Annotated in this window: 24 protein-coding genes; 13 read left to right on the plus strand and 11 right to left on the minus strand. The window is 70.7% G+C overall.

Features of this window, described 5'->3' with window-relative positions; all coding sequences use genetic code 11:
• The first annotated feature begins 42 nt into the window (after nt 1-42).
• The 4 genes from ACIRP7_RS14860 to ACIRP7_RS14875 all read left to right on the plus strand — a co-directional run bounded on the left by ACIRP7_RS14860 (nt 43) and on the right by ACIRP7_RS14875 (nt 3669).
• On the plus strand, nt 43-258 hold the full coding sequence (locus tag ACIRP7_RS14860; protein ID WP_403658273.1) for a DUF3311 domain-containing protein: 216 nt from the start codon (nt 43-45) through the stop codon (nt 256-258).
• Between the two features lie 98 nt (nt 259-356).
• Nucleotides 357-2456, plus strand: coding sequence for a carbon starvation CstA family protein (locus ACIRP7_RS14865; RefSeq protein WP_403658276.1), 2100 nt, complete (start codon nt 357-359; stop codon nt 2454-2456).
• Nucleotides 2453-2659, plus strand: a complete 207-nt coding sequence (locus ACIRP7_RS14870; protein WP_403658279.1) for a YbdD/YjiX family protein — start codon at nt 2453-2455, stop codon at nt 2657-2659. The genes ACIRP7_RS14865 and ACIRP7_RS14870 overlap by 4 nt, the downstream gene beginning before the upstream one ends.
• 62 nt (nt 2660-2721) lie before the next feature.
• Nucleotides 2722-3669 (plus strand): hypothetical protein, encoded by a 948-nt coding sequence (locus ACIRP7_RS14875; protein WP_403658282.1) that lies wholly within the window; start codon nt 2722-2724, stop codon nt 3667-3669.
• Nucleotides 3670-3748: 79 nt separating this feature from the next.
• Here the strand turns inward: ACIRP7_RS14875 and ACIRP7_RS14880 are convergent, their stop codons facing one another.
• The gene (locus tag ACIRP7_RS14880; RefSeq protein ID WP_403658285.1) at nt 3749-4546 is read right to left on the minus strand and encodes an SURF1 family protein; all 798 of its coding nucleotides are present in this window, start codon (nt 4544-4546) and stop codon (nt 3749-3751) included.
• 127 nt (nt 4547-4673) lie between these two features.
• Here ACIRP7_RS14880 and ACIRP7_RS14885 point away from each other — a divergent pair, with 127 nt between their 5' ends.
• Together ACIRP7_RS14885 and ACIRP7_RS14890 are read left to right on the plus strand one after the other, a co-directional pair.
• Nucleotides 4674-4922, plus strand: a complete 249-nt coding sequence (locus ACIRP7_RS14885) for a hypothetical protein (RefSeq protein WP_403658288.1) — start codon at nt 4674-4676, stop codon at nt 4920-4922.
• A gap of 535 nt (nt 4923-5457) precedes the next feature.
• Nucleotides 5458-5673 (plus strand): hypothetical protein, encoded by a 216-nt coding sequence (locus ACIRP7_RS14890; protein WP_403658291.1) that lies wholly within the window; start codon nt 5458-5460, stop codon nt 5671-5673.
• A gap of 63 nt (nt 5674-5736) precedes the next feature.
• Here the strand turns inward: ACIRP7_RS14890 and ACIRP7_RS14895 are convergent, their stop codons facing one another.
• Nucleotides 5737-6720, minus strand: coding sequence for a DEDDh family exonuclease (locus tag ACIRP7_RS14895; protein ID WP_403658294.1), 984 nt, complete (start codon nt 6718-6720; stop codon nt 5737-5739).
• Nucleotides 6721-6808: 88 nt separating this feature from the next.
• Here ACIRP7_RS14895 and ACIRP7_RS14900 point away from each other — a divergent pair, with 88 nt between their 5' ends.
• The 3 genes from ACIRP7_RS14900 to ACIRP7_RS14910 all read left to right on the plus strand — a co-directional run bounded on the left by ACIRP7_RS14900 (nt 6809) and on the right by ACIRP7_RS14910 (nt 9411).
• Nucleotides 6809-7537, plus strand: a complete 729-nt coding sequence (locus ACIRP7_RS14900) for a VIT family protein (protein ID WP_403658297.1) — start codon at nt 6809-6811, stop codon at nt 7535-7537.
• A 138-nt stretch (nt 7538-7675) separates the two neighbouring features.
• Entirely contained in the window at nt 7676-8590 is a 915-nt protein-coding gene (locus tag ACIRP7_RS14905; protein WP_403658300.1) for a sterol desaturase family protein, read from the plus strand.
• A 116-nt stretch (nt 8591-8706) separates the two neighbouring features.
• The gene (locus ACIRP7_RS14910; RefSeq protein WP_403658445.1) at nt 8707-9411 is read left to right on the plus strand and encodes a lysoplasmalogenase; all 705 of its coding nucleotides are present in this window, start codon (nt 8707-8709) and stop codon (nt 9409-9411) included.
• 52 nt (nt 9412-9463) lie between these two features.
• Here ACIRP7_RS14910 and ACIRP7_RS14915 read toward each other — a convergent pair whose 3' ends face one another.
• The 4 genes from ACIRP7_RS14915 to ACIRP7_RS14930 form a co-directional block, all read right to left on the minus strand.
• Nucleotides 9464-10471: a CopD family protein gene (locus ACIRP7_RS14915; RefSeq protein WP_403658303.1), complete on the minus strand. Its 1008-nt coding sequence runs from the start codon at nt 10469-10471 to the stop codon at nt 9464-9466.
• A gap of 111 nt (nt 10472-10582) precedes the next feature.
• Nucleotides 10583-11914 carry a CoA transferase gene (locus ACIRP7_RS14920; protein WP_403658306.1) on the minus strand — a complete coding sequence of 444 codons (1332 nt, stop codon included), beginning with the start codon at nt 11912-11914 and terminating at the stop codon, nt 10583-10585.
• Between the two features lie 61 nt (nt 11915-11975).
• Complete coding sequence (locus ACIRP7_RS14925; protein ID WP_403658309.1) at nt 11976-13526, minus strand: S8 family peptidase; 1551 nt, start codon at nt 13524-13526, stop codon at nt 11976-11978.
• A gap of 92 nt (nt 13527-13618) precedes the next feature.
• The gene (locus ACIRP7_RS14930; RefSeq protein ID WP_403658312.1) at nt 13619-15157 is read right to left on the minus strand and encodes a S8 family peptidase; all 1539 of its coding nucleotides are present in this window, start codon (nt 15155-15157) and stop codon (nt 13619-13621) included.
• 253 nt (nt 15158-15410) lie between these two features.
• Between ACIRP7_RS14930 and ACIRP7_RS14935 the strand changes: the two genes are divergently transcribed.
• The 3 genes from ACIRP7_RS14935 (at nt 15411) to moaA (ending at nt 18530) form a co-directional block, all read left to right on the plus strand.
• A complete protein-coding gene (locus tag ACIRP7_RS14935; RefSeq protein ID WP_403658315.1) occupies nt 15411-15767 on the plus strand; it encodes a DUF485 domain-containing protein in 357 nt (118 codons plus the stop codon).
• On the plus strand, nt 15764-17383 hold the full coding sequence (locus ACIRP7_RS14940; protein ID WP_403658318.1) for a cation acetate symporter: 1620 nt from the start codon (nt 15764-15766) through the stop codon (nt 17381-17383). The genes ACIRP7_RS14935 and ACIRP7_RS14940 overlap by 4 nt, the downstream gene beginning before the upstream one ends.
• Before the next feature lie 157 nt (nt 17384-17540).
• Nucleotides 17541-18530, plus strand: a complete 990-nt coding sequence (gene moaA / locus ACIRP7_RS14945; protein ID WP_403658321.1) for a GTP 3',8-cyclase MoaA — start codon at nt 17541-17543, stop codon at nt 18528-18530.
• On the opposite strand, the gene ACIRP7_RS14950 is transcribed toward moaA, so the two are convergent.
• Nucleotides 18527-18745, minus strand: a complete 219-nt coding sequence (locus tag ACIRP7_RS14950) for a hypothetical protein (RefSeq protein ID WP_403658324.1) — start codon at nt 18743-18745, stop codon at nt 18527-18529. The two genes, moaA and ACIRP7_RS14950, sit on opposite strands and share 4 nt — an antisense overlap.
• Nucleotides 18746-18935: 190 nt before the next feature.
• Nucleotides 18936-19334: a DUF3099 domain-containing protein gene (locus tag ACIRP7_RS14955; RefSeq protein WP_403658327.1), complete on the minus strand. Its 399-nt coding sequence runs from the start codon at nt 19332-19334 to the stop codon at nt 18936-18938.
• 245 nt (nt 19335-19579) lie between these two features.
• Here ACIRP7_RS14955 and ACIRP7_RS14960 point away from each other — a divergent pair, with 245 nt between their 5' ends.
• Complete coding sequence (locus ACIRP7_RS14960; protein ID WP_352390415.1) at nt 19580-19858, plus strand: GlsB/YeaQ/YmgE family stress response membrane protein; 279 nt, start codon at nt 19580-19582, stop codon at nt 19856-19858.
• Between the two features lie 63 nt (nt 19859-19921).
• On the opposite strand, the gene tyrS is transcribed toward ACIRP7_RS14960, so the two are convergent.
• The 3 genes from tyrS to ACIRP7_RS14975 are packed head-to-tail and all read right to left on the minus strand — an operon-like array spanning nt 19922 to nt 24162.
• Nucleotides 19922-21190, minus strand: a complete 1269-nt coding sequence (gene tyrS, locus ACIRP7_RS14965; RefSeq protein WP_403658330.1) for a tyrosine--tRNA ligase — start codon at nt 21188-21190, stop codon at nt 19922-19924.
• Between the two features lie 57 nt (nt 21191-21247).
• Nucleotides 21248-22642: a metallopeptidase TldD-related protein gene (locus tag ACIRP7_RS14970; protein WP_403658332.1), complete on the minus strand. Its 1395-nt coding sequence runs from the start codon at nt 22640-22642 to the stop codon at nt 21248-21250.
• The gene (locus ACIRP7_RS14975) at nt 22639-24162 is read right to left on the minus strand and encodes a TldD/PmbA family protein (protein ID WP_403658335.1); all 1524 of its coding nucleotides are present in this window, start codon (nt 24160-24162) and stop codon (nt 22639-22641) included. Before ACIRP7_RS14975 ends, ACIRP7_RS14970 begins: the two co-directional genes overlap by 4 nt.
• Nucleotides 24163-24373 lie beyond the last annotated feature (211 nt).

The following is a 24373-nucleotide window of genomic DNA, read 5'->3' on the forward strand; positions in this document are numbered from 1 at the left end:
CTCTTGCACAGACCGACAGCGATGGGGAGAGGAGCGCAGGTCATGGCACGGACCGGTCATCACCGGCTACGGCGCGTCGCGATCGCCGTGCTGCTTCTCGCCCCGGCCGCGGGACTGTTGTGGGTCCCGATGTATGCCGGTGCGGAGCCGCGTCTGGCGGGCACGCCGTTCTTCTACTGGTACCAGCTCGCCTGGGTGCCGGGGTGCGGTCTGTGCCTGCTCGCCGCGTATGCGCTGTCGGAGCGACATCGCCGCTGAGTCTCTTTCTGTCTTTCCCGTTCCACCGTTTCCGGTGAGGAGCCGCCATGCCCGAGACCGTCCTTCAGTCTGCTCTCAAGGTGCCCGAAAAATCTCGTATGTCACCTAGGTCGATCCTGCTGTGGGCCGTCGTCGCGCTGCTCGGCGCGGCCGCCTGGGGCGTGCTCGCGCTGGCCCGGGGCGAGAAGATCTCCGCGGTCTGGCTGGTCGTCGCCGCGCTCGGCTCGTACGCGATCGCCTACCGCTTCTACTCCCGCTTCATCTCCCGCCGGGTCCTCGAACCGGACGACCGCCGTGCCACCCCGGCCGAACGCCTCGAGGACGGCGTCGACTTCCACCCCACGGACAAGCGGGTCCTCCTCGGCCACCACTTCGCGGCGATCGCGGGCGCCGGACCGCTGGTCGGCCCGGTGCTGGCGGCCCAGATGGGCTACCTGCCCGGCACCCTGTGGATCGTCGCCGGAGTGATCTTCGCGGGGGCGGTGCAGGACATGGTGGTTCTCTTCCTGTCCATGCGCCGGGACGGCACGTCGCTCGGGCAACTGGCCCGGGACGAGATCGGCCGGCTGGGCGGGGCGGCCGCGCTGGTCGCGGTCTTCGCCATCATGATCATTCTGCTGGGCGTGCTGGCCCTGGTCGTGGTCAACGCCCTCGCGCACTCCCCGTGGGGCACCTTCTCCGTCGCCATGACGATGCCGATCGCCCTGTTCATGGGCTTCTGGATGCACCGCATCCGCCCCGGCCGGGTCGTGGAGACCAGCTTCATCGGCGTCGCGCTGCTGCTGCTCGCGATCGTCGGCGGCAGCTGGGTCCAGAACTCCTCGCTGGCCTCCACCTTCACCCTCAGCCCGACGACCCTGGTCTTCTGCCTGGTCGGCTACGGCTTCGTGGCATCCGTCCTCCCGGTCTGGATGCTCCTGGCCCCCCGCGACTACCTCTCCACCTTCATGAAGATCGGCACGATCGCGCTGCTCGCGGTGGGGGTCGTGGTCGCCGCCCCGGTGCTGCGCGCGGACGCGGTGAGCGACTTCGCGACCTCGGGCGCCGGGCCGGTGTTCGCGGGTTCCCTGTTCCCCTTCCTGTTCATCACCATCGCCTGCGGCGCGCTGTCCGGCTTCCACGCGCTGGTCTCCTCCGGTACGACGCCGAAGCTGATCCGGAAGGAGTCGCAGGTCCGCCTCATCGGGTACGGCGCCATGCTGATGGAGTCGTTCGTCGCGATCATGGCGCTCATCGCGGCGGCGACCCTGGAGCCCGGCCTGTACTACGCGATGAACGCCCCGGCGGGACTGCTGGGCGCGACGGCCCAGTCGGCGTCGCACGCCGTGGCCGGCCTCGGCTTCACCATCACGCCGGAACAGCTCACGCAGGCCGCCAAGGCGGTCGAGGAACAGTCGCTGATCGCCCGCTCCGGAGGAGCCCCGACCCTCGCGGTCGGCATGTCGGAGATCTTCTCCGGGGTGTTCGGGGGCACCGCCATGAAGGCCTTCTGGTACCACTTCGCGATCATGTTCGAGGCGCTGTTCATCCTGACGACGGTGGACGCGGGCACGCGTGTCGGCCGCTTCATGCTGCAGGACATGCTCGGCAACGTGTGGAAGCCGGTCGGCCGGGTCAACTGGAAGCCGGGCATCTGGCTGTGCAGCGCCCTGGTGGTGGCGGCCTGGGGCTACTTCCTCTACACCGGCGCCACCGACCCCCTGGGCGGAATCAACCAGCTCTTCCCGCTCTTCGGCATCGCGAACCAGCTGCTGGCGGCGATCGCGCTGGCCGTGTGCACCACGGTCCTCGTCAAGTCCGGGAAGCTGCGGTGGGCGTGGGTCACCGGGGTCCCACTGGCCTGGGTGGTCGCGGTCACCTTCACCGCGGGCTGGCAGAAGATCTTCTCCGGCGATCCGCGGGTCGGGTTCTTCGCCCAGCGGGCCAAGTACGCGGACGGCATCGACGCGGGCCAGGTTCTCGCGCCCGCCAAGACGCTCGACGACATGCACACGGTGGTCACCAACTCCACGGTCGACGGGGTGCTGATCGCCGTGTTCCTGCTGCTGGTCGCGGTCGTCATCGTCAACGCGGGGGTGGTGTGCGTGCGGGTGGTCCGGGCGCCGGGGACGCTGCCGACCACCGAGGCACCGTACGTCGAGTCGCGGATCGACGTGCCCGAGCGGGCCGGTGAGGAGCTGGTGGGGGTGCGCTCGTGACGCTGACGCTGACGGTGACGGCGCGGCGGTGGGCGGGGGCCGTCCGGTGGTACCTGCGGGAGCTGACCGGCGAGGCGGAGTACGACCGCTACCGCGAGCGGCATCTGCGCCACCATCCGCGCGCGCCGGTCCCCACCCGGCGGGAGTACGAGGTGCTGCGCACCCGGCACCGGGAGGCTCACCCGCAGGGGCGGTGCTGCTGACGCCGCCGTCGTGGACCACGGGGCGGGCACCCCGCCCGCCCCTCTCACCTTTCGGGACCGAGATGTTCAGACGCCGTACCGCCCTGCAGGTCCACCCCGCCCTCGACGACGACGCGCTGCACGCGACGCTGACGGAACTCCGGCCCACCCTTCAGCTGCACGGCCTCGGCGCCGGTTCCAGCCGTCCGCTCTGGCAGCCGGTAGCCCAGTTGCTGCGGGACACGGGGAGGGACTGGGACCGCCGGTGGCACCGGATGTCCGTACTGGCGGACCACTTGCCGGTCCCGGTGTGCCGGCGGTGGATCGGCGAACGCCCCGACGACGGGGACGCGCTGGTGCTGTGGGCCTGTGTCCGGTGCGCGCGGCGGGCCTCGGTCGACGGATGGGGCGACGGAGGGGCCGCCGTCCAGGACGCCGAGCGGGCCTGCCTGCGCGCCGCCGAGGTCTGCCCCGACGATCCGACGCCCTGGCTGGCCCTCCTCGGGCTGATGCACTCCCTCGCCGTGCCGGCCCGGGACACCGTGCCCGTGTGGACGGAGGCCGTCACGCGGGCCCCGTGGCACCGGGGCGCCTACCACCTGCTGCTGAGCTGCCTGTCCCCGCGCGGACAGGGCTCGGTCGCCGACATGATGGACTTCGCGGGTCAGGCCGCCGCTCGCGCCCCGTACGGTTCACCGCTCGCCCTGCTCCCCGTGGCGGCCCGCGTCGAACTCGTTGCCCACCGGCAGCGGCAGATGTCCCTCGGGGCCGACAGCCACTGGAACGAACCCAGGGCCCGCGCGGAGATCGAGTGGGCCCTGACCGACTGGTTCCACACCGCGGCCCCACCGCACGCCGAGGCCGTCGCCGACCTCAACATCCTGGCCTTCGCACTGGCCCGCACGCACCGCCCGACCGACGCGGCCCCCGTGTTCCGGCGCATCGGCCGCCACATGACCCCACACCCGTGGGAACTGCTGCCCGAGCCGGAACGGACGTTTCTGTATTGGCGCGACCGCGAGGGCGGGTGAGGCAGTGGGCCATGCCGGGGTGGGGCGGAGGGTGATGCCGTGACGGGTGCTGTCAGGGGCGGGTCGGCGGGCCGGGGTGTCACACCGCGGCCGGCTCCGCATCCGTCGCGTCTTCCCGCTCCGCCTTCTCCCGGCGGTCGCGGAGTTCGCGCCGCACCAGGACGACCCACCCGATCGGAACGCCGACGGAGAACAGCCACCACTGGATGGCGTAGGCGTAGTTCAGCGCGGCGTCCTCCTTGCCGGGATCGGCGCCGATCAGTTCCGGGCTGTCACCCTTCGGCTCGGGTGCCGTCTGGGCGATGTAGCCGCCGAGCACCGTGGCACCCAGCCGCTCGGCCTCCTGCTCGCTGTTGATCAGCATGATCTGCCGGTCGGGCAGTCCCTTGAGGTTCTTGATACCGCTTGCCGCGGTCGTCTCGTCCGGCATCAGCCGCCCGGTGACGGTGATCTCGCCCTTCGGGGGAGTGGGGATCTTCGGGAACACGGTCTGGCTGGGACCGTTCGCGGGGATCCAGCCGCGGTTGACCAGCAGCACCTTGCCGTCGTCGAGGACGAAGGGGGTCAGGACGTGGTAGCCGACCTCGTCGTCGGAGTTGGTGCGACGCCGGACCACGACCTCGTCGTCGGCGTCGAAGTGACCCTTCGCGGTCACGCTGCGGTACCGGTCGTGCGTGGTGACCGTGTGTCCGGGCGAGGTCATCCGCTCCACGGGCACCGGCTTCGCGGACAGCGCCTCGGAGACCAGCTGGTTGCGGGCGGTGCGCAACTCGTAGCGGTGCATCTGCCAAATGCCCAGCCTGATCATCGTGGGGATGAGGAGGAGGGCGACCAGCGTGAGGATCACCCACTGCCGGGACAACAGGAAGCGGTACACCCCACGACCGTACAACTCGGACGACGCGGGGCTCGCACAGGGGTGTGGTCGGGCCCGGTCGACGATGCCCACCCGATGGAGCGCTGTCGGCTTGCGAGTGCCGGGCCCGCCCCTGACGATTCGGCTTATGACACGTTGCGAAGTGTGTGGGAACGACTACGACCTGGCGTTCACCGTCGAGACCCGGGACGGGGCACGCCACGTCTTCGACTCGTTCGCCTGCGCGATCCACCGCATGGCACCCATCTGCGAGCACTGCCGGGTGCAGATCATCGGCCAGGGCGTCGAGGTGGACGGTCACTGGTTCTGCGGCGCGCACTGTGCCCGCTCGGAGGGCAAGGTCGGCATCGTGGACAAGGTCGGCTCCGCTGTGTGACCGACACCGAGGGGGTGGCGAACCCGCCGGCCCCCTCGTTTCGTCGTACGCCCGTCGCGTCGCCAGGCGGGGACGGGGACGGGGACGGGGACGGCGGTGAGGAGAGGCCGGGGATGACGGGCCTGCCCGCCGCCGCCCGGCAGGAGCGCGAGCGGCTCCTCGTCACCGCGGTGCTCGCCTTCCCTGTCCGGACGGCCCTGCCGCGAGCCTCCGGCCCGCGCGTTTGGCCCAGGGCCGGTCCTGGGCGTTCTCACCCCGGACCTCCTCGCCGGCCTCCGCCCGGCGGACGCCGGTCCGTGTGCGGAGGCCGGGGGCCCCTCAAGTGGTCGTAACTCTGGATGAGTTGGTTCCCACGGCTCCGGAGCGAGAGGAAGCATCGGGTGCGCATCGGCGCACGGCCGCCCGGACCGCGCTCCCGCCGGTCCGCACGCAAGCGCGTCGCGTCCTGCACGCGGGGTATGCCTTGGCCACGCCCGCAGACCTGGCGGGCGGCACCCATCCGACCGTCCGGTCTCCCCGTGAAAGGCAGTTCACGATGAGTGACACCAACGCACTGGAACCGCTGGCGACCTTCTGTGGCGAGTGCGACTGCGGCTGCCCGCAGCTGTTCGTCGACCCGAGTGCCCCCGCGGAGCGCCGCGTCCTGCTCACCGACGACTTCGGCCAGCGCGTCCAGATGAGCGCCGACCAGTTCGCCTCGCTGGTGGAGGAGGCCAAGGCCGGAAAGCTGGACGGCATCGCCATCGCCTGACCGACCCGGCGCACCGGCCCCCACCGCCGATACCGCGGCCTCGACCCGTACATGTCCGTACGGTCATCCTCCCGACGCCGGCTCCACGTCGCGGAGGAGCTGCCCGAAGGCCGCCTCGTCGACGACCGGTGTGCCGAACTGCCGGGCCTTGACCACCTTGGACGTGTTCGAGTCCGGGTCGTTGGTGACGAGCAGACTGGTCAGCCGGGAAATGCTGGTGGCGACATGCAGCCCGGCCTCGATCGCCCGGTCCTCCAGGAGGTCGCGCTCGGTCGAGGTGTCCCCGGAGAAGGCGATCCGCATGCCCTGTTTGAGCGGTTTGCCGTCCTCGTACCGCCCCGGGTTGGGGTAGGGGCACGCGGGCCGCTTGCGCGCGGGCCGCCAACTGGTCGGACGGTAACCGCTGTAGCCCGACGACTGCCGCGGCACCGCCCGGTCCGTCCACTCGGTTAGCGGTCGGCACTCGTGCAGCGGCAGCCGCACGCTTCGCGCGGCGGCGGCCCGCAGGCTCGGCCGGAACGCCTCCGCGAGCACACGCGCGTCGTCGAGGGCATGGTGCGCCTGCCGCTGCACGACGCCGAAGTGGGCCGCCAGCGACTCCAGTTTGTGGTTGGGCAGCGGCAGACCGAGCTCCTTCGACAGGACGATGGTGCACAGCCGCTGACTCACCGGCGCCGCCCGGCCCGCGCGCGCGTACTCACGGGCGATCATCTGCCAGTCGAAGACGGCGTTGTGCGCGACGAGCACGCGACCGTCGAGACGGGCCGAGAACTCGTCGGCGATGTCCGGGAAGAGCGGGGCGCCTTCGAGTGTCTCGCTCGTCAGCCCGTGGATCCACACGGGGCCCGGGTCGCGCTCCGGATTGACCAGCGTGTACCAGTGGTCCTCGACCTCGCCGCGCGCGTCCAGTCGGTAGACGGCCGCGGAGATTATCCGGTCGTCGCGGGCCAGGCCGGTGGTCTCCACGTCGACGACCGCGTATCCGTGCGGATACGCGGCCGGCCACGCTGCGGGGGAGGACGCTGCGGTCGTCTGGTCTTCGAGCATGGTTCACGAGGATACGGGCCACGACTGACAGTCCCTCACGGCGGCGTCGGTACCGGGCTCGCGACGACCGGGGTGCGATCCTCCGGGGATGACCGAAGAGGGTGCGAGCACATCGGCGCACGACGAGGCACACGGCGGTGGGCTCGGCGCCCGCCTCAACTGGCTGCGCGCGGCCGTTCTCGGCGCGAACGACGGCATCGTCTCCACGGCGGGCCTCGTCGTCGGCGTGGCCGGCGCGACGAGCGACCGCGCGGCATTGCTGACGGCGGGTCTGGCGGGCCTGCTGGCCGGCTCGATGTCCATGGCGGCCGGGGAATACGTGTCCGTGTCCACCCAGCGCGACTCCGAGATGGCCGCGCTGGCCGTGGAGAAACGGGAACTTCGCGAACGGCCGGAGGCGGAGCTGGAGGAGTTGACGGGGCTTCTGGAGGAACGGGGTCTGTCCCGTGACGTGGCCCACGAGGCGGCGGAACAACTGACGGAACGTGACGCGCTGCGGGCTCACGCACGCGTGGAGCTCGGCATCGACCCGGACGAACTGACCAACCCCTGGCATGCGGCCTGGGCGAGCTTCCTGGCGTTCACCGCGGGGGCGTTGCTGCCGCTGCTCGCCATCGTGTTGCCGTCGGCGGGGTGGCGGGTGCCGGTGACCGTGGTGTCGGTGGTGGCGGCGTTGGTGCTGACCGGGTGGAGCAGCGCGCGGTTGGGTGCCGCGCACGCGGGGCGCGCGGTGGTGCGGAACGTGGCGGGCGGGTTGTTGGCGATGGGGGTCACGTACGGGGTGGGGGTGTTGTTGGGGGCGGCGGGGGTCGGCTGACGCCCCGGCGCAGCAGCTGGCGTCACCGCCCGTCGGCTTCCCTTGGCGGAGATCGCCAAGAAGCAAGCGCGTACCACCGGTAATACTTGTGGGTAACAACGTCTAGCCCCGCCCGACCGGCGGTTCTACGGTGCACGCATGCCGAACCTCCCCGATGTCGTGGTCTGGTCCATACCCGCCTTCGTGCTGCTCACCGTCATCGAGATGATCAGCGTCCGGGTCCATCCCGACGAGGACGCGGCCGGCTACGAGACGAAGGACGCCGCCACCAGCATCGGCATGGGGCTCGGCAGCCTCTTCTTCGACTTCCTCTGGAAGATCCCGATCGTCGCCGTCTACACCGCCCTGTACGAGTTCACCCCGCTGCGCGTACCCGTCCTGTGGTGGACGGTCCCCCTGATGCTGCTCGGGCAGGACTTCTTCTACTACTGGTCCCACCGCGGCCACCACGTCATCCGCATCCTGTGGGCCTGTCACGTCGTCCACCACTCCAGCCGGAAGTTCAACCTCACCACCGCGCTGCGCCAGCCCTGGACGACCCTGACCGTCTGGCCGTTCTACGTCCCCCTCGTCGCCGCCGGAGTCCACCCGGCCGCGCTCGCCTTCTGCTCCTCCGCGAACCTCGTCTACCAGTTCTGGATCCACACCGAACGCATCGACAAGATGTCCCGCTGGTTCGAGTTCGTCTTCAACACCCCGTCCCACCACCGCGTCCACCACGCCTCCCAGGGTGGCTACCTGGACCGCAACTTCGGCGGCATCCTCATCGTCTGGGACCGGCTCTTCGGCTCGTTCGTCGCCGAGACCGAACGGCCCGTCTATGGGTTGACCAAGAACATCAACACGTTCAACCCGGTCAAGGTGGCCACTCATGAGTACGTGGCGATCATCAAGGACGTCAGGAAGGCCCGGAGTTGGCGTGAGCGGGCCGGGCGGGTGTTCGGCGGGCCGGGGTGGCAGCCGTCGCGATCGGCGGAATCGGCCCCGGCGTCGGAACAGGGTCAGGGACAGGAACCGGAACCGGCTTCGGCCGGAGGGAGCGCGGCCGCGTGAGAGCCCGGCCCGGGCTATGGGCGCGCGGGCGTGGCCTCGTGGGGCGGCAGGGGCGCGGGCGAGTGCACACCGGGCGGGAGGAGCGTGACCGAAGCCGTCCCGAGCGGCGGGCGTCCATACGCGCGCCATCCGGGCGGGGACCGCGCGCGCGTTCCCTCGCTGCGCTTCTGCTCGCCTGCCTCGCCGCCGCCACCCTCACCGACCTCGTTTCCCTGGCCGTCGGCTTCGGCGGCGGCCATGTCGTCGCCAAGCCTCTGCTCATGCCGCTCCTCGCGACCTGGGCGGCCGTCCGAGGCATACCGCGCCTCCTCGTCATCGCGCTCCTGTGCGGTTGGGGAGGTGACGTCCTCCTGCTGTCCAACACCGGTCCGGCCTTCCTCGCCGGCATGGCTTGTTTCGCCGCGGGCCACGTCTGCTACATCGCGCTCTTTCGGGGTTACGGCACGCCACGCACGCGTGCCCTCCTCCCGGCCCCCGTCTACGCCCTCTCCCTCGTCACCATGGTCGCCCTCCTGTGGCCGGGCCTGCCGGCGGACCTCCGCATCCCCGTCGCCGGCTACAGCACCCTGCTCGTGACCATGGCGTACACCGCCGCCCGGCTCGGCATCCTCACCGGACTCGGCGGCGTGCTCTTCCTTCTCTCGGACACCCTCATCGCGACCGGCGTCGCCGACTGGCCCCAGCTCCCACGACCCGAGTTCTGGATCATGCTCACGTATGTCGCCGCGCAGTTCCTGCTGGCCAGTGGCGTACGACGAGCCCTCGAAGCGTGTCCGGGACCGATGGCGACGTACGGTGAGATCCGCTCGACCACTCCCTGAACGCAGGTGGTCCGACAGCGTCCGCATCTCCCGCGACGGCGGCGCGCAGCCCTCACCAGTGGATCGGCAACGGCAGCGCCGTCAGCAGCCCCGACACCAGCACCACCAGCCCCAGGGCCACGACCTCCACGCGCGCGGGGGCACAGGCGGTCAGCGGGTCGGGGGAGCGGCGCAGCCGGGTGCGGGCCCACAGGGCGAGCACGGCGACGACCGCCACGAGGAGCACCTTGGCGAGCAGCGTGCGCCCGTAGGCCGTGTCCGTCAGCTGCTCCAGGATGGTGCCGAGCGGCATCCGGCGCAGCGAACTCCACACCCCGGTCGCGGAGATGGCGGCGAGCAATACGGCTGCCACGCGCGCGTAGAGCCCGAGCAGCGCCGCGCCCTGCTCCGCGGGGCCCCAGTGGCGCAGCGTCCGCAACACATGCAGCAGTCCGCCCGCCCACAGCGCCGCGCACGTGAGGTGAACCAGCGTCAGCCCGGAGCCGACCAGCGGGCTGTGCTCGGTCACGGGATGCGCGCGCAGGGCCTCCGCCGCCATCACGGCGGACAGGGGCCACACCTGGACGGTCGGGCGGCCCGAGCGGGCGCACAGACCGGCCAGCAGGAACGCGTTGACCTCCAGCAGGGCCAACTTGCCGTCCCGCGACGCGTACAGGCCGCCGACATCGATCGCGGAGAGGCTGTGGGGCACCAGATTGCCGGTCGCCACGACCGACGCCAGGCCCAGCGCGGCGAGGAACCCGGCGGCGGCCGCCCAGAGAGCCCAGGAGCGCGGAACGTCCGGGGGAGTGCCGGGCACCGAGCGCGCCAGCCGCCCCACGAACAGCTCGCCCAGCGGTACGCACAACGCCAGGAACAACACCGCTCGCAGCAGGGCCACTCCGCCGGCCCCGGGCGCGCCGGCCTCCCCGGTGCCGTGCAGCGCGGCGGACGGCCCGAGCAGCGGTGTCGCCACGGCCACCATCGCCAGGACGAGGACGGCGACCGGCCGGCCGGTGCCGGCGCGCCGTGCGGGGCCGCTCGCGTCGGTCACCGCGGAGGGGGATCTGGGCAACGTCACCGTACGATCTTGACCACAACGGACAGAAACGGGCAACTGCAGGGAAACAAGTGGTGGTACGGCATTCCACCCATACACACGCTTCCGGTGCCGCTGTCGGTTCCGGCCGGGTCAACGCCAGCCCGGAGCGTCCGTCCCCCACGGCACCGGCGGCCGGTCCCAGTCCGTCGGGCCGCCCTCGAAGGCGACCGGCGACAGCGCGTACCGCAGCCGCCCGAGCGCGCTGTCCGTCTCCGACAACCAGGGCCCGGGACCGTCGTAGGAACCGCTCCCCGCATCTCCCGCGGCCAGGTCGCCCATGCCGTCCACACCGTCCGTCAGCCACCGGGCCGTTCGCGCGAGCGCCAGCCGCACGAACCGGCTCCCGCCCTCGTACGACTGCTCGGTCAGCGCCCGCAGCACGGCTGCCGCCAGCAGATAGCCCGTGCCGTGGTCGAGGGCCTGTGCGGGCAGCGCGCCCGGCTGCTCCGCCGAACCCTCCAGCACCGCGATCCCGGTGGCTGCCTGCACGAGGCTGTCGAAGCCCCGCCGCAGCTGCCAGGGCCCGTACGCGCCCCACGCCGACAACTGCGCGACGACCACCCCCGGCCGCCGCTCCGCCAGCGCCTCGGCGGACAGCCCGAACCGGTCCAGCGCACCCGGTCGGTACCCGGTGACGACCACGTCAGCCGCCTGGAGCAGGTCCTCGAAGGTCTGCCGGTCGGTGGCCAGGTCGAGCGTCGCCGACCGCTTCCCGAAGCCGGTGTCGGCGTGCTGGTCCGGCAGTTCGGGGAGCTGGGGTGCGTCCAGGCGCAGGACGTCCGCGCCGAGCAGGGCGAGCGTGCGGGTGGCGACCGGGCCCGCGAGGACCCGTGTCAGGTCCAGGACCCGCAGGCCGGCGGCCGGCAGCAGGGGAGAGGTGCCGACCGGCGCGAAGGTACGCGCGCGTGCCGTGTCCAGCCGCCCTCGTTCGACCAGCGGCCGTTTCGCCACCTCGGCCGCCTGCGGGTGTGCGGCCCACTCCTCGGGAGAGCGCAGGGCGACGGCCAGACCCCCGGCCGCGTACACGGCTTCCTCGACGTCCAAGGCGGACCGCTCGGCGAGGGCCGCTTCGACGGCCGCCGTGTCCTCCGGTACTCCCAGCGCGTCGAGCAGCCGTGTCCGGTGGTGCGGGTAATTGGCGTGCGTCCGCACCCACCCGTCCGCCGTCCGCCAGAACCGGGACAGCGGTGCGAAGGTGACCGGCGCGCGCCCCTTGACCGACAGGTGACGCTCGCTCAGGAAGGCGGTGGCGACCGCACCGTCGTCCACCAAGACGGTCGGCACCTCGGCGAGGCCGGCCCGCCGCGCCCCGAGTTCGGCGGCGGCCAGCGCGCACTCACCCACACAGGCCCGCGCCAGGTCCTGCACGGGAAGGCGCCCCTGAAGAGCGCCCTCCCGCCTCACGAACTTGATTGAAGTCATGACTGTACTATCCAGTATTGACTCAATCAATATATGGACGAATCCTGATTGTCCTGTACTGCTACTTCGTCACCGCGTCCAGTGCGTCCACCGTGCCCCAGCCGTAGAAGCCGTTGCGGTTCTTGGACCCCTCGCACACCGCGTCGACCTTGCCGTCGCCGTTGATGTCGTACGGGTCCGTGCACGGCGTGGCGTCCGCCTCGGCGTACAGCAGCGCCTTCACCAGGGCCGGCGGGGCGTACGGGTGCGTCGACTTGATCAGGGCGGCCACGGCCGCGGCGTGCGGCGAGGCCATCGACGTACCGGCCATGTAGCCCCACTTGCCGCCGGGCAGCGTGCCCAGGATCAGACCGCTGGTCGCGGGCGGCGCGGGCGTCTGGTACGCCGTGGAGTCACCGCCGGGCGCGGCGACGTCGATGACGCCCAGGCCGTGGTTGGAGAAGGACGACTTGATGCCCTTGGCGCCGGTCGACGCGACCGTCACGACCCCCGGAAGCTGGGTCGGTATGTCGAAGCACTCCGACGGGTCGATCACCCGGTCCGACGGCGTGCCGTCGTTCGGCGAGACCGGGTCGGTGATCTCGTCCGCCGCGAGGTCGTAGTTCTCGTTGCCGGCCGCGGCCACGTTGACCACGCCCCGCTTCTCCGCGTACCGCGAGGCCCGGGTGACCGCGTCGACGAGGGCCTTCTGGTCCGGGTCGTCGGTGCAGTTGAAGTACCACGGGTCGGTGTAATAGCTGTTGTTGGTGACGTCGACGCCGTGCGTGGCCGCCCACATGAAGCCGCAGACCACGGCCTCCGTGTAGAAGTAGCCGTCGGTGGTCGACACCTTGATGCCCGCCACCTTCACACCGGGCGCCACGCCCGTCATGCCGACGCCGTTCTTGGCGGCCGCGATCTCACCGGCCACGTGCGTGCCGTGCGGGCTCTCCGCCGCGCTCGGCCGCCACGCCCCGTCGGTCGTGTCCGGCTTGCCCGTCACGCAGTTGACCGACGCGGCCCGGTCGAAGTTCGGCGCGAGGTCCGGGTGGGTGTCGTCCACACCGGTGTCGATCACGCCGACGGTCACCTTGCTGCTGCCGAGCGACTTCTCGTGCGCCTTGTCCGCCTTGATCGCGGGCAGGTCCCACTGCAACGACTCCAGCGGGTCCTGGCCGGCGTCGGCGGCGGCCTGCGCGGCGGTCATCTGCGCCGAACTGAGCGCCTTCGGCGTCCCCTCGTCGGTCGTCGACTGCGCGGGCAGCGGCGCGTTGCGCGTGTTGCCCGCCGACTCGACTCCGCGCACCTTGCGGATGGTCTTCGCGAAGTCGGGGTTCGACGAGTGGACGACGATCACGCCGATCTCGTCGTACGACGTCACGATCGTGCCGCCGGCCTTGGCGACGGCCTTCTTCACCTGGGCGGAAGGACCGTGCCCGGGGCGGACGTTGACGACGTAGCTGAGCGCCGTCCCGTCCGTGCCGGCGGCGGCGAGGACGTCGCTGACGGCGCCGGTGCGGGGCAGGCCGGTCGCGGACGCCGTGGCGCCCGGCAGGAAGGCCATGGCCGTCGCGATGGCCATACCGAGCGGGATCGCGAGCGTGCGCCGATAGCGCGGGTGGGGCCCTGTCATGGTGTGCATCTCTCCAGTTCGTTCTCGGTGCGAGCGGTGCGAGCGGTCCGTGCGGGTGCCGCCGGGTCGGGCGAAGTCTCGGGTCCGGCGCGTCACTTGACCGCGCGCAGCGCGTTGACGATGCCGAAGCCGTAGAACCCGTTGACCCGGGTGCCGCCCTCGCACACCGCGTCCTGCGTGCCGTCGCCGTTCTGGTCGTACGAGGCCGGGCAGCTCGTGGCGGTCGCCTCCGCCTTCAGCAGCGCCTGCAGCTGGGCCGGGCTCGCCTTGGGGTGCGTCGACTTCAGCAGCGCGGCGACGCCCGCGGCGTGCGGGGAGGCCATCGAAGTGCCCTGCAGGAAGCCGTACTCGCCGTTCGGCAGGGTCGACAGGATGCGGCCGTTCTGCGACGGCGTGTCCGGGATCTGGTAGAGCCGGTCGCCGCCGGGCGCCGCGACGTCGATGACGCCCTTGCCGTACGAGGAGTAGTACGACTTGAGGTTCTTGACGCCCGTCGCGCTGACCGTGACGACACCCGGAAGCTGCGTCGGCACGTCGAAGCACTCGTGCGGGTCGACGGTCCGCTCCACCGGAGTCGAGTCGTCGGGGCTCGTGGTGTCGACGATCGCGTCGGAGTCCAGGTCGTGGTTGGAGTTGCCGGCCGAGGCCAGGCTCAGGGTGCCCTTCTTCTGGGCGTACAGCTGCGCCCTGTTGACCGCATCGACAATGGCCCGCTGATCCGGATCGTCCATGCAGTTGTACATCCATGGATCAACGTAGTAGCTGTTGTTGGTGATCTCGACGCCGTGGTCGGCCGCGAACACGAAGGCGCACACGACGCTCTCCGGGTAGAAAAGGCCGTCGCTCGGGTCGGTCACATTGATGGCCGACACCTTCACGCCGGGAGCGACCCCGGCCACGCCTATGCCGTTGCGGGCCGCGGCGATCTCACCGGCCACATGCGTGCCGTGGTAGTCGTCCGCGGTGTACGGCCGCCACGCGCCCGGGCTGGTGTTCGGCACACCGCCGTCGCAGTTGGCGGACTGGGCGGCCGAGAAGTTCGGCGCGATGTCCGGGTGGGTGTCGTCGACGCCGGTGTCGATCACGGCGACGGTCACCTTGCGGCTGCCGGCGTTGATCCTGGCCGCCTTGTCGGCGCCTATCGCGCGCAGGTCCCACTGGTCGGCCTCAAGGGGCTCGCTGTCCGGCGCGGCGGCCGAGGCTTTGGCGAGCTTCGCGGCCTGCGCGTCCGACAGGACCTGGACCGCGCCCTCGTCCGTCGTCCCCGCCGGGGTCAGCGGCGAGGTGCGGGTGGCGCCGGCCGACTGCACCCCGCGCACCTTGCGGATCTTCTGGGCGAAGTCCGGGGCGGCGGAGTGGACGACGATCACGCCGATCTTCTCGTACGCGATCACGACGGTGCCGCCGGCTACCGGTATCGCCTTCTTCGCCGACGCGATCGTGCGGTGGTCCACCTTGGTGTTGACGACGTACGACAGGTCCGTCGCCTCCGCGGCCCGAGCCGTGGCCTGCGCGGCGGGCGCGGCCGAGGCTGCCGAGGGCAGGAAGCCGAGCGAGGCCGTGAGGGACAGCACGACGGGCACAGCGAGTGCGAGACGGTGTCGCGAACGTCTGGAACGCGGCTGGGACATGGGGTCTCCACATCATCCGGAAACGAAACCGGCCCGAGACGCAGGTGTCGCTCGGGCAGGTACATGACGGGCGGTGCAGGCCGAAGCTATCTCTCGAAGCCGCTGGCCAGCAATGAGTTCCCCAAGGCGAGTTCGGAAAGAAGCAAAGCGAGTTGAACCGGTCCAGGCGCGGCGCCGTGACCTTGAACAGGGAACGCGAGGACACTCGCCCCCGATCCCCGTCACAACCGCAGCCGCTACGCGAGGAGACCCCGTGGCCACCGACGCACCGCCACCCGCGAAAGAGACCCACCAACTCCCCACCACCGAGGAGTTCACCGAGGTGCAGGAGAGCGCGGAGTTCGGTGAACTGCGCCGCTCCTACCGCTCCTTCGCCTTTCCGCTGACCGTCGGCTTCATCGCCTGGTACCTGCTGTACGTCCTGCTGTCCAACTACGCGGGCGACTTCATGGGCACCAAGGTCTTCGGCAACATCAACGTCGCGTTGATCCTGGGCCTCGCCCAGTTCCTCACGACGTTCCTCATCGCCTGGTGGTACGCGCGGACCGCTGCCGCCCGCTTCGACCCCAAGGCCGAGGCCATCAAGTCCCGGATGGAGGGCGGCGCATGAGCCCCACGATCACCCTGGCGGCCGGCGAGGCCAGCGAGCACCGAGGGCTGATCATCAGCCTGTTCGCGGTCTTCGTCGTCGCGACTCTCGTCATCACGGTCTGGGCCGGACGCCAGACCAAGGACGCCGCCGACTTCTACGCGGGCGGCCGCCAGTTCACCGGTTTCCAGAACGGCCTCGCCGTCTCCGGCGACTACATGTCCGCCGCGTCCTTCCTCGGCATCGCGGGCGCCATCGCCCTCTTCGGCTACGACGGCTTCCTCTACTCCGTCGGCTTCCTGGTCGCCTGGCTCGTCGCCCTGCTCCTGGTCGCCGAACCGCTGCGCAACTCCGGCCGCTACACGATGGGCGATGTCCTCGCCTACCGGATGCGCCAGCGTCCGGTCCGTACGGCGGCCGGCACCTCCACCATCGTCGTCTCGATCTTCTACCTGCTGGCCCAGATGGCCGGCGCGGGCGTCCTGGTCTCCCTGCTCCTCGGCATCACCAGCGACGCCGGCAAGATCGGAGTGGTCGCCCTCGTCGGCGTCCTGATGATCGTGTACGTCACCATCGGCGGCATGAAGGGCACCACCTGGGTCCAGATGGTCAAGGCCGTCCTGCTGATCGCGGGCGCCCTGCTGCTGACCTTCCTGGTGCTGCTGAAGTTCGACTTCAACGTCTCCGACCTGCTGGGCTCCGCCGCCGACAACAGCGGCAAGGGCGCGGCCTTCCTGGAGCCGGGTCTGAAGTACGGCGCCACGGGCACCACCAAGCTGGACTTCATCTCCCTCGGCATCGCCCTGGTCCTCGGCACCGCCGGCCTGCCGCACATCCTGATCCGCTTCTACACCGTGCCCACCGCCAAGGCCGCCCGTAAGTCGGTCATCTGGGCCATCGGCCTCATCGGCGCCTTCTACCTGATGACCCTCGCCCTCGGCTTCGGCGCCGCGGCCCTCATCAAGCCGGACGAGATCATCGCCTCCAACAAGGCGGGCAACACGGCCGCGCCACTGCTGGCACTGCATCTGGGCGGCGTTGACTCCAACTGGGGCGCGGTCCTGCTGGCCACCATCTCGGCGGTCGCCTTCGCCACGATCCTCGCGGTCGTCGCGGGCCTCACCCTGGCCTCGTCGTCCTCCTTCGCCCACGACATCTACGCGAACGTCATCAAGCGAGGACAGGCCACCGAGAAGCAGGAGATGAGCGCGGCCCGCTGGGCGACCGTCGGCATCGGCGCCGTCTCCATCCTGCTGGGCGCCCTCGCCCGCGACCTGAACGTCGCCGGCCTCGTCGCCCTCGCCTTCGCGGTCGCCGCCTCCGCGAACCTGCCGACGATCATCTACAGCCTCTTCTGGAAGCGGTTCACCACCTCCGGGGCCCTGTGGTCGATCTACGGCGGCCTCGTCACGGCGGTCGGCCTGGTGCTGTTCTCGCCGGTCGTCTCCGGCAAGCCCAGCTCGATGTTCCCGGACGTCGACTTCCACTGGTTCCCGCTGGAGAACCCGGGCATCATCTCGATCCCGGTCGGCTTCCTGCTCGGCATCATCGGCACCTACCTCTCCAAGGAGGAGCCGGACAAGGGCAAGTACGCGGAACTGGAGGTCCGGTCCCTGACCGGCACCGGCGCCCACTGACACACCCCGTGAAGCGGCCGTGTCGTAGGTCTCTACGACACGGCCGCTTCGTACGTCGTGGGATCGGGCACTGTCGTTGTCAGTGCGGTCACGTAGGCTCGCAAGTGACGGAAAACGATGGTGCAGGTACTGATCCGCTACGAGGGAGGGGGCCCACGTGCTCATCGACACCTATGGCCGGCAGGCCACCGACCTGAGGGTCTCGCTGACCGACCGGTGCAATCTGCGGTGCACCTACTGCATGCCCGAGGAGGGCCTGCAGTGGCTGGCCAAGCCCGATCTGCTCACCGACGACGAGATCGTGCGCCTGATCGACATCGCCGTCACCTGCCTGGGCATCGAGGAGGTCCGCTTCACCGGCGGTGAACCCCTGCTGCGCCCCGGCCTGGTGGGCATCGTCGAGCGCGTCGCGGCCCTCGCCCCGCGCCCCCAGATGTCCCTGACCACCAACGGCATCGGCCTCAAGCGCACCGCGCACGCCCTGAAGGCGGCGGGCCTGGACCGGGTCAACGTCTCCCTGGACACCCTGCGCCCGGACGTCTTCAAGACCCTCACCCGCCGCGACCGCCACCGGGATGTCCTGGAGGGCCTGGACGCCGCCCGCGAGGCGGGCCTGACCCCCGTCAAGGTCAACTCCGTCCTGATGCCCGGGCTGAACGACGACGAGGCCCCCGACCTGCTGGCCTGGGCCGTGGAACACGACTACGAACTGCGCTTCATCGAGCAGATGCCCCTGGACGCCCAGCACGGCTGGAAACGCGACGGCATGATCACCGCCGGGGACATCCTGACCTCCCTGCGCACCCGCTTCACCCTCACCGAAGAGGGCGCCGACAAGCGCGGCTCGGCCCCCGCCGAGCGCTGGATCGTCGACGGCGGCCCCCACGTGGTCGGCGTCATCGCCTCGGTCACCCGCCCCTTCTGCGCCGCCTGCGACCGCACCCGCCTCACCGCCGACGGCCAGATACGCACCTGCCTGTTCGCCCGCGAGGAGACCGACCTGCGAGCGGCCCTGCGCTCCGACGCCGGTGACGAGGAGATCGCCCGGATCTGGCGCGAGGCGATGTGGGGCAAGAAGGCCGGCGCGGGCCTGGACGACCCGACCTTCGTCCAGCCGGACCGGCCCATGTCCGCGATCGGCGGCTAGGCCCCTTCGGGCGCCTGCCAGTCCTCGAACTTCACGACATCCTTGAGGAAACCCCGCACCCCTAGGAACTGCGACAGGTGCTCCCGGTGCTCCTCGCAGGCCAGCCAGGTCTTGCGCCGCTCCGGCGTGTGAAGCTTCGGGTTGTTCCACGCGAGCACCCACTCGGCGTCGACGCGGCAGCCCTTGGCGGAGCAGATCGGGGTCTCGTCACTCACGGAATTCGTCTCACAAGCGGGGGGAAAAGGCGACGCCGAGCAGCCACGGGGGGAGCTGCCCGGCGTCGGTCTGTCGCTCCGACGGGGGATGCGGAGCGCGTACGAAGTATGTCACGGGTAAGCCTTGGCCCGGCACCGGAACAACATGATTGATCTGAGCTTTTCTTGAGCTTGGTGCTCAGGACACCCGTCACGTCCGCTCGCGCGGTTCCCCCCGGGCACCCGACGCCGATTCGCCCGTACCGCCTTCCGGCACGGGTTCCGCGAACTCGTCCTCGGCCCGCGGCGGCAAGATCATCGTCCGGACCGGAGCGGTCACGAAGGTCGACGGCAGCGAGGGCGCGTTCTCCCGCCCCGCGTTGGCGATGACGACGGCGATATAGGGCAGAACCGCCCCCAGCACCAGCGCGACGATCGCCACGTGCCGTTCGACGTTCCAGAGCGTGGCCGCGAGCACCACCGACAGCGTACGGACCGTCATCGAGATGACGTACCGGCGCTGACGTCCGCGCACGTCCTCCTGAAGGCTCGTCCGGGCTCCGGTGATCCGGAACACCTGGGCGCTGCCGCCGCCATGCTGCTTCCGCATCACATTCCACCATCCGCCCGCATCGGACCGCTCCCGGCTCCACATCCGCTCCGTACCCGGTGGAGGTACCGGGCCCGGCCGTCTTCCACGGTACGCCGCGCCTGCGCCGCCTACGAGACCGGGGCACCTCCCGCCTGGGCCGACGGCCTCACTCCCGGCACGTACGGCCGTACCGACATGCGGCGTAGTGCGAACGGACCGACACTGGCCGAAATGCTCACGTAGAGCCGTACGAGGAGGCAGCCATGGGCTGGTTGTGGGCGATCATCGTGGGATTCGTGCTGGGCCTGATCGCGAAGGCGATCATCCCCGGCAAGCAGCACAGTCCCCTCTGGCTGACCACCATCTTCGGCATGCTCGGCGCCATCGCCGGCAACGCCATGGCGCGCGGGTTCGGAGTGGACGAGACCTCCGGCATCGACTGGAGCCGCCACGCCTTCCAGCTCATCGCCGCGATCATCATCGTCGCCGTCGGCGACATGCTCTACATGGCGACGCTCGGCAAGAGGAAACACCGGACCTGAGAGCCGTACGACGAAGGGGGCGCCCTTCATCGGGAGAGGCGCCCCCTTCTGCCGTGCTCGGACCTAGGCCGACGTGACCTCGACCGCGGCCAGGTTCTTCTTGCCCCGGCGCAGCACCAGCCAGCGGCCGTGCAGCAGGTCCTCCGCGGCGGGAACGGCGTCCTCGGCCGCGACCTTGACGTTGTTCACGTAGGCCCCGCCCTCCTTCACCGTCCGCCGCGCGGCCGACTTGCTGGCCACGAGCCCGACCTCGGCGAACAGGTCGACGACGGCACCGAGCTCGGCGACCTGGATGTGCGGCACCTCGGAGAGCGCCGCGGTCAGCGTCCGCTCGTCGAGCTCCGCCAGCTCACCCTGCCCGAAGAGGGCACGGCTCGCGGCGATCACGGCGGCCGTCTGGTCGGCGCCGTGCACCAGCGTCGTCAGCTCCTCCGCCAGCGCCCGCTGCGCGGCCCGGGCCTGCGGCCGCTCCTCGGTCTGCTTCTCCAGCTCCTCCAGCTCCTCGCGGGACCTGAAGGACAGGATGCGCATGTACGTCGAGACGTCCCGGTCGTCCACGTTCAGCCAGAACTGGTAGAACGCGTACGGCGTCGTCATCTCCGGGTCGAGCCAGACGGCGCCGCCCTCGGTCTTGCCGAACTTGGTGCCGTCCGCCTTGACCATCAGCGGCGTGGCCAGGCAGTGCACCTCGGCCCCGGGCTCCAGCCGGTGGATCAGGTCGAGCCCCGCGGTGAGGTTGCCCCACTGGTCGCTGCCGCCCTGCTGGAGCGTGCAGCCGTACCGCCGGTACAGCTCGAGGAAGTCCATGCCCTGGAGCAGCTGGTAGCTGAACTCCGTGTAGCTGATGCCCTCCTGGGACTCCAGCCGGCGCGCGACCGAGTCCTTGGTGAGCATCTTGTTGACGCGGAAGTGCTTGCCGATGTCCCGCAGGAACTCGATGGCCGACAGCCCGGCCGTCCAGTCCAGGTTGTTCACCATCACCGCGGCGTTCTCGCCCTCGAAGGACAGGAACGGCTCGATCTGCCCGCGCAGCCGGGTCACCCAGTTCGCGACCGTCTCCGGGTCGTTGAGCGTGCGCTCGGCCGTGGGGCGCGGGTCGCCGATCTGGCCGGTCGCCCCGCCCACCAGCGCCAGCGGGCGAAGGCCCGCCTGCTGGAGCCGGCGCATGGTGAGGACCTGGACCAGGTGACCGACGTGGAGACTGGCCGCGGTGGGGTCGAAGCCGCAATAGAACGTGACGGGACCGTCCGCGAGCGCCTTGCGCAAAGCGTCCTCGTCAGTGGACAGGGACCACAGCCCCCGCCACTTCAGCTCGTCGACGATGTCCGTCACGGTTCTCGTATCTCCTCGAAAGGTCCTCGGGCAGTCGAGTGACTACCGGCTACGAGGTTATACGCCCTGACTGACAGAACTCATATTGAAATCCGGCACCCGCAGCGCCGGCATCGCGGCCCTGGTGAAGTAGTCGCTCCACTCCCTGGGCAGAGTCTTCTCCGTCCGCCCCGCCTCCGTCGCCCGCCCCAGCAGGCCGACCGGCGACTCGTTGAACCGGAAGTTGTTGACCTCGCCGGTCACCTCGCCGTTCTCGACGAGATACACGCCGTCCCGGGTCAGCCCGGTGAGCAGTAGCGTGGCCGGGTCGACCTCGCGGATGTACCAGAGGCAGGTCAGCAGCAGCCCCCGCGTGGTGTTCGCGACCATCTCCTCCAGGGAGAGGTCCTGACCGCCGTCCAGGATCAGGTTGCCGATCGCCGGGGCGACGGGCAGCCCGGTCAGGCCCGCGCTGTGCCGGGTGGTGGTCAGATGCGCCAGCGTGCCCTGCCTCATCCACGCGGTCGGCCCGACCGGAAGGCCGTTGTCGAACACCGACTGATCGCCTCCGGAGGAGTGCGCGACGACGAACGGCGCGGTCTCCAGGCCAGGCTCGTTCGGGTCGCTGTGCAGCGTCAGCGGCAGATCGGTGAGCGTCTCGCCGATCCTGGTGCCGCCGCCCGGCTTCGAGAACACCGTCCGCCCCTCGGCCGCGTCCCGCCCCGACGCCGACCACAGCTGGTAGATCAGCAGATCGGCGACCGCCGTCGGCGGCAGCAGCGTCTCGTACCGCCCGGCGGGCAGCTCGATGCGCCGCTCGGCCCATCCCAGGCGTACGGCGAGCTCGGCGTCCAGCGCGGCCGGGTCGACGTCCTTGAAGTCCCGCGTGGAGCGCCCCGCCCAGGCCGAGCGAGTACGGTCCGGCGACTTGGCGTTCAGCTCCAGCGTGCCGTTGGGCTGGTCGTGGCGCAGCCGCAGCCCCGTGGAGGTGCCCAGGTACGTCGAGACGAGCTCGTGGTTGGCGAAGCCGTACAGCTCGCGGCCGCCCGCACGCGCGCGTGCGAAGGACTCGCCGAGCGCCGGCGCGAAGTCGGCGAAGACGGCCGAGGAGGTCTCGGCGGGCGCGTCCGTGAAGTCCGGGGACTCCGGGACGCCCGTGACCAGCGGCTGGGCGTCCTCGGCGGGCTCGGCACCGCGCGCGGCGGCCTCGGCGGCCCGCACCAGCGGCTCCAGGTCGTCCTCGGTCACCGCGGACCGGGAGACCACCCCGGAGGCGGTGCCCTCCTTGCCGTCGACGGTCGCGACGACCGTGAGTGTGCGCCCGCGCGTGACGCCGTTCGTCGTGAGCGCGTTGCCCGCCCAGCGCAGGTTGGCGGTCGACTGCTCGTCGGCGATCACGACACAGCCGTCCGCCCGCGACAGCGCGAGGGCCCGCTCGACGATCTCGTACGGCTTGTTGGTGCGCGGGCTCATCGACCGGCCTCCTGCGTGGTGTTCAGAATGTTGACGCCCTTGAAGAGGGCCGACGGGCACCCGTGCGACACGGCGGCGACCTGGCCCGGCTGGGCCTTGCCGCAGTTGAAGGCGCCGCCGAGGACGTAGGTCTGCGGGCCGCCCACCGCGGCCATCGAGCCCCAGAAGTCGGTGGTGGTCGCCTGGTAGGCGACGTCCCGCAGCTGCCCGGTGATCCGCCCGTTCTCGATCCTGAAGAACCGCTGGCCGGTGAACTGGAAGTTGTAGCGCTGCATGTCGATCGACCAGGACCGGTCGCCGACGACATAGATGCCGCGGTCCACGCTGCCGATGAGATCCTCCGTCGACATGCCCGCCGGGTCCGGCTGGAGCGACACGTTGGCCATGCGCTGCACCGGGACATGCCCGGGGGAGTCGGCGTAGGCGCACCCGTTGGAGCGCTCGAACCCGGTCAGCTTCGCGATCCGCCGGTCCAGCTGGTAGCCGACGAGGGTGCCGTCCTTCACCAGGTCCCAGGACTGGCCCGCGACGCCCTCGTCGTCGTAGCCGATGGTCGCGAGGCCGTGTTCGGCGGTGCGGTCACCGGTGACGTTCATCAGTTCCGAGCCGTACCTGAGTTTGCCGAGCTGGTCGAAGGTGGCGAAGGAGGTGCCGGCGTAGGCGGCCTCGTAGCCGAGGGCGCGGTCCAGCTCGGTGGCGTGGCCGATGGACTCGTGGATGGTCAGCCAGAGGTTGGACGGGTCGACGACGAGGTCGTACAGGCCCCCTTCGACACTGGGCGCCCGCATCTTCTCGGCGAGCAGCTCGGGGATCTGCTCGAGCTCGCTCTCCCAGTCCCAGCCGGTGCCCGTGAGGTACTCCCAGCCGCGTCCGACCGGTGGCGCGATGGTCCGCATGGAGTCGAACTCACCGCTGGACTCGTCGACCGACACGGCGGTCAGCTGCGGGTGCAGTCGGACCCGCTGCTGCGTGGTCACCGTGCCCGCGGTGTCGGCGTAGAACTTGTTCTCGTGCACGGTGAGCAGCGAGGCGTCGACATGGTTGACGCCGCTCGCCCCCAGCAGCCGCGCGCTCCAGTCCGCGAGCAGCGCAGCCTTCTCCTCGTCGGGCACGGAGAAGGGATCGATCTCGTACGACGAGATCCACGTACGGTCGGCGTGCACGGGCTCGTCGGCGAGCTCCACTCGTTCGTCGGACCCGGCCGCGCGGATCACCCGGGCGGAAAGCTTCGCCATGGCCACGGCCTGCGAGGCGACCTTGGCGGCGGCGTCCAGTGTCAGGTCCACGCCCGACGCGAAGCCCCAGGTACCGCCGTGCACGACCCGCACCGCGTACCCGAGGTCGGTGGTGTCCGAGGACCCGGACGGCTTGGCGTCCCTGAGGCGCCAGGACGCGCTGCGCACCCGCTCGAACCGGAAGTCCGCGTGCTCGGCACCGAGCGCACGCGCGCGTGCCAGCGCGGCGTCGGCGAGGGCACGTAGGGGAAGCGCTGTGAAGGCTTCGTCGATGGTATGAGGCACCTGGGTCTCTTCCTGTCGGCATGAGGGTGGGCGACGGCTGCTCCGATCATGTCGCGACGACCGGTGCCCGGACCACACGTTTGGGACCGCTGCCGGCATCTTTCTGTAGGGACCCGACAGCGAGTCCCGTAAGCCACTGTCGGTGCCCGAATGTCCGTGACAGCGACCGGCCCGATAGGTTTTCGGAGAAGCCGCCTGCCATCCAGGGTGT

This window comes from Streptomyces sp. NPDC102270 (assembly GCF_044766405.1).
GTDB lineage: Bacteria > Actinomycetota > Actinomycetes > Streptomycetales > Streptomycetaceae > Streptomyces.

Excerpts from the sequence above, each read along its gene's own strand:
- ACIRP7_RS14860 (WP_403658273.1), top strand. The coding sequence starts at position 43 with ATGGCACGGACCGGTCATCACCGGCTACGGCGCGTCGCGATCGCCGTG.
- ACIRP7_RS14865 (WP_403658276.1), top strand. The coding sequence starts at position 357 with ATGTCACCTAGGTCGATCCTGCTGTGGGCCGTCGTCGCGCTGCTCGGC.
- ACIRP7_RS14875 (WP_403658282.1), top strand. The coding sequence starts at position 2,722 with ATGTTCAGACGCCGTACCGCCCTGCAGGTCCACCCCGCCCTCGACGAC.
- ACIRP7_RS14885 (WP_403658288.1), top strand. The coding sequence starts at position 4,674 with ATGACACGTTGCGAAGTGTGTGGGAACGACTACGACCTGGCGTTCACC.
- ACIRP7_RS14890 (WP_403658291.1), top strand. The coding sequence starts at position 5,458 with ATGAGTGACACCAACGCACTGGAACCGCTGGCGACCTTCTGTGGCGAG.
- ACIRP7_RS14895 (WP_403658294.1), bottom strand. The coding sequence starts at position 6,720 with ATGCTCGAAGACCAGACGACCGCAGCGTCCTCCCCCGCAGCGTGGCCG.
- ACIRP7_RS14900 (WP_403658297.1), top strand. The coding sequence starts at position 6,809 with ATGACCGAAGAGGGTGCGAGCACATCGGCGCACGACGAGGCACACGGC.
- ACIRP7_RS14905 (WP_403658300.1), top strand. The coding sequence starts at position 7,676 with ATGCCGAACCTCCCCGATGTCGTGGTCTGGTCCATACCCGCCTTCGTG.
- ACIRP7_RS14920 (WP_403658306.1), bottom strand. The coding sequence starts at position 11,914 with ATGACTTCAATCAAGTTCGTGAGGCGGGAGGGCGCTCTTCAGGGGCGC.
- ACIRP7_RS14925 (WP_403658309.1), bottom strand. The coding sequence starts at position 13,526 with ATGACAGGGCCCCACCCGCGCTATCGGCGCACGCTCGCGATCCCGCTC.
- ACIRP7_RS14930 (WP_403658312.1), bottom strand. The coding sequence starts at position 15,157 with ATGTCCCAGCCGCGTTCCAGACGTTCGCGACACCGTCTCGCACTCGCT.
- ACIRP7_RS14940 (WP_403658318.1), top strand. The coding sequence starts at position 15,764 with ATGAGCCCCACGATCACCCTGGCGGCCGGCGAGGCCAGCGAGCACCGA.
- ACIRP7_RS14955 (WP_403658327.1), bottom strand. The coding sequence starts at position 19,334 with ATGCGGAAGCAGCATGGCGGCGGCAGCGCCCAGGTGTTCCGGATCACC.
- ACIRP7_RS14960 (WP_352390415.1), top strand. The coding sequence starts at position 19,580 with ATGGGCTGGTTGTGGGCGATCATCGTGGGATTCGTGCTGGGCCTGATC.
- ACIRP7_RS14970 (WP_403658332.1), bottom strand. The coding sequence starts at position 22,642 with ATGAGCCCGCGCACCAACAAGCCGTACGAGATCGTCGAGCGGGCCCTC.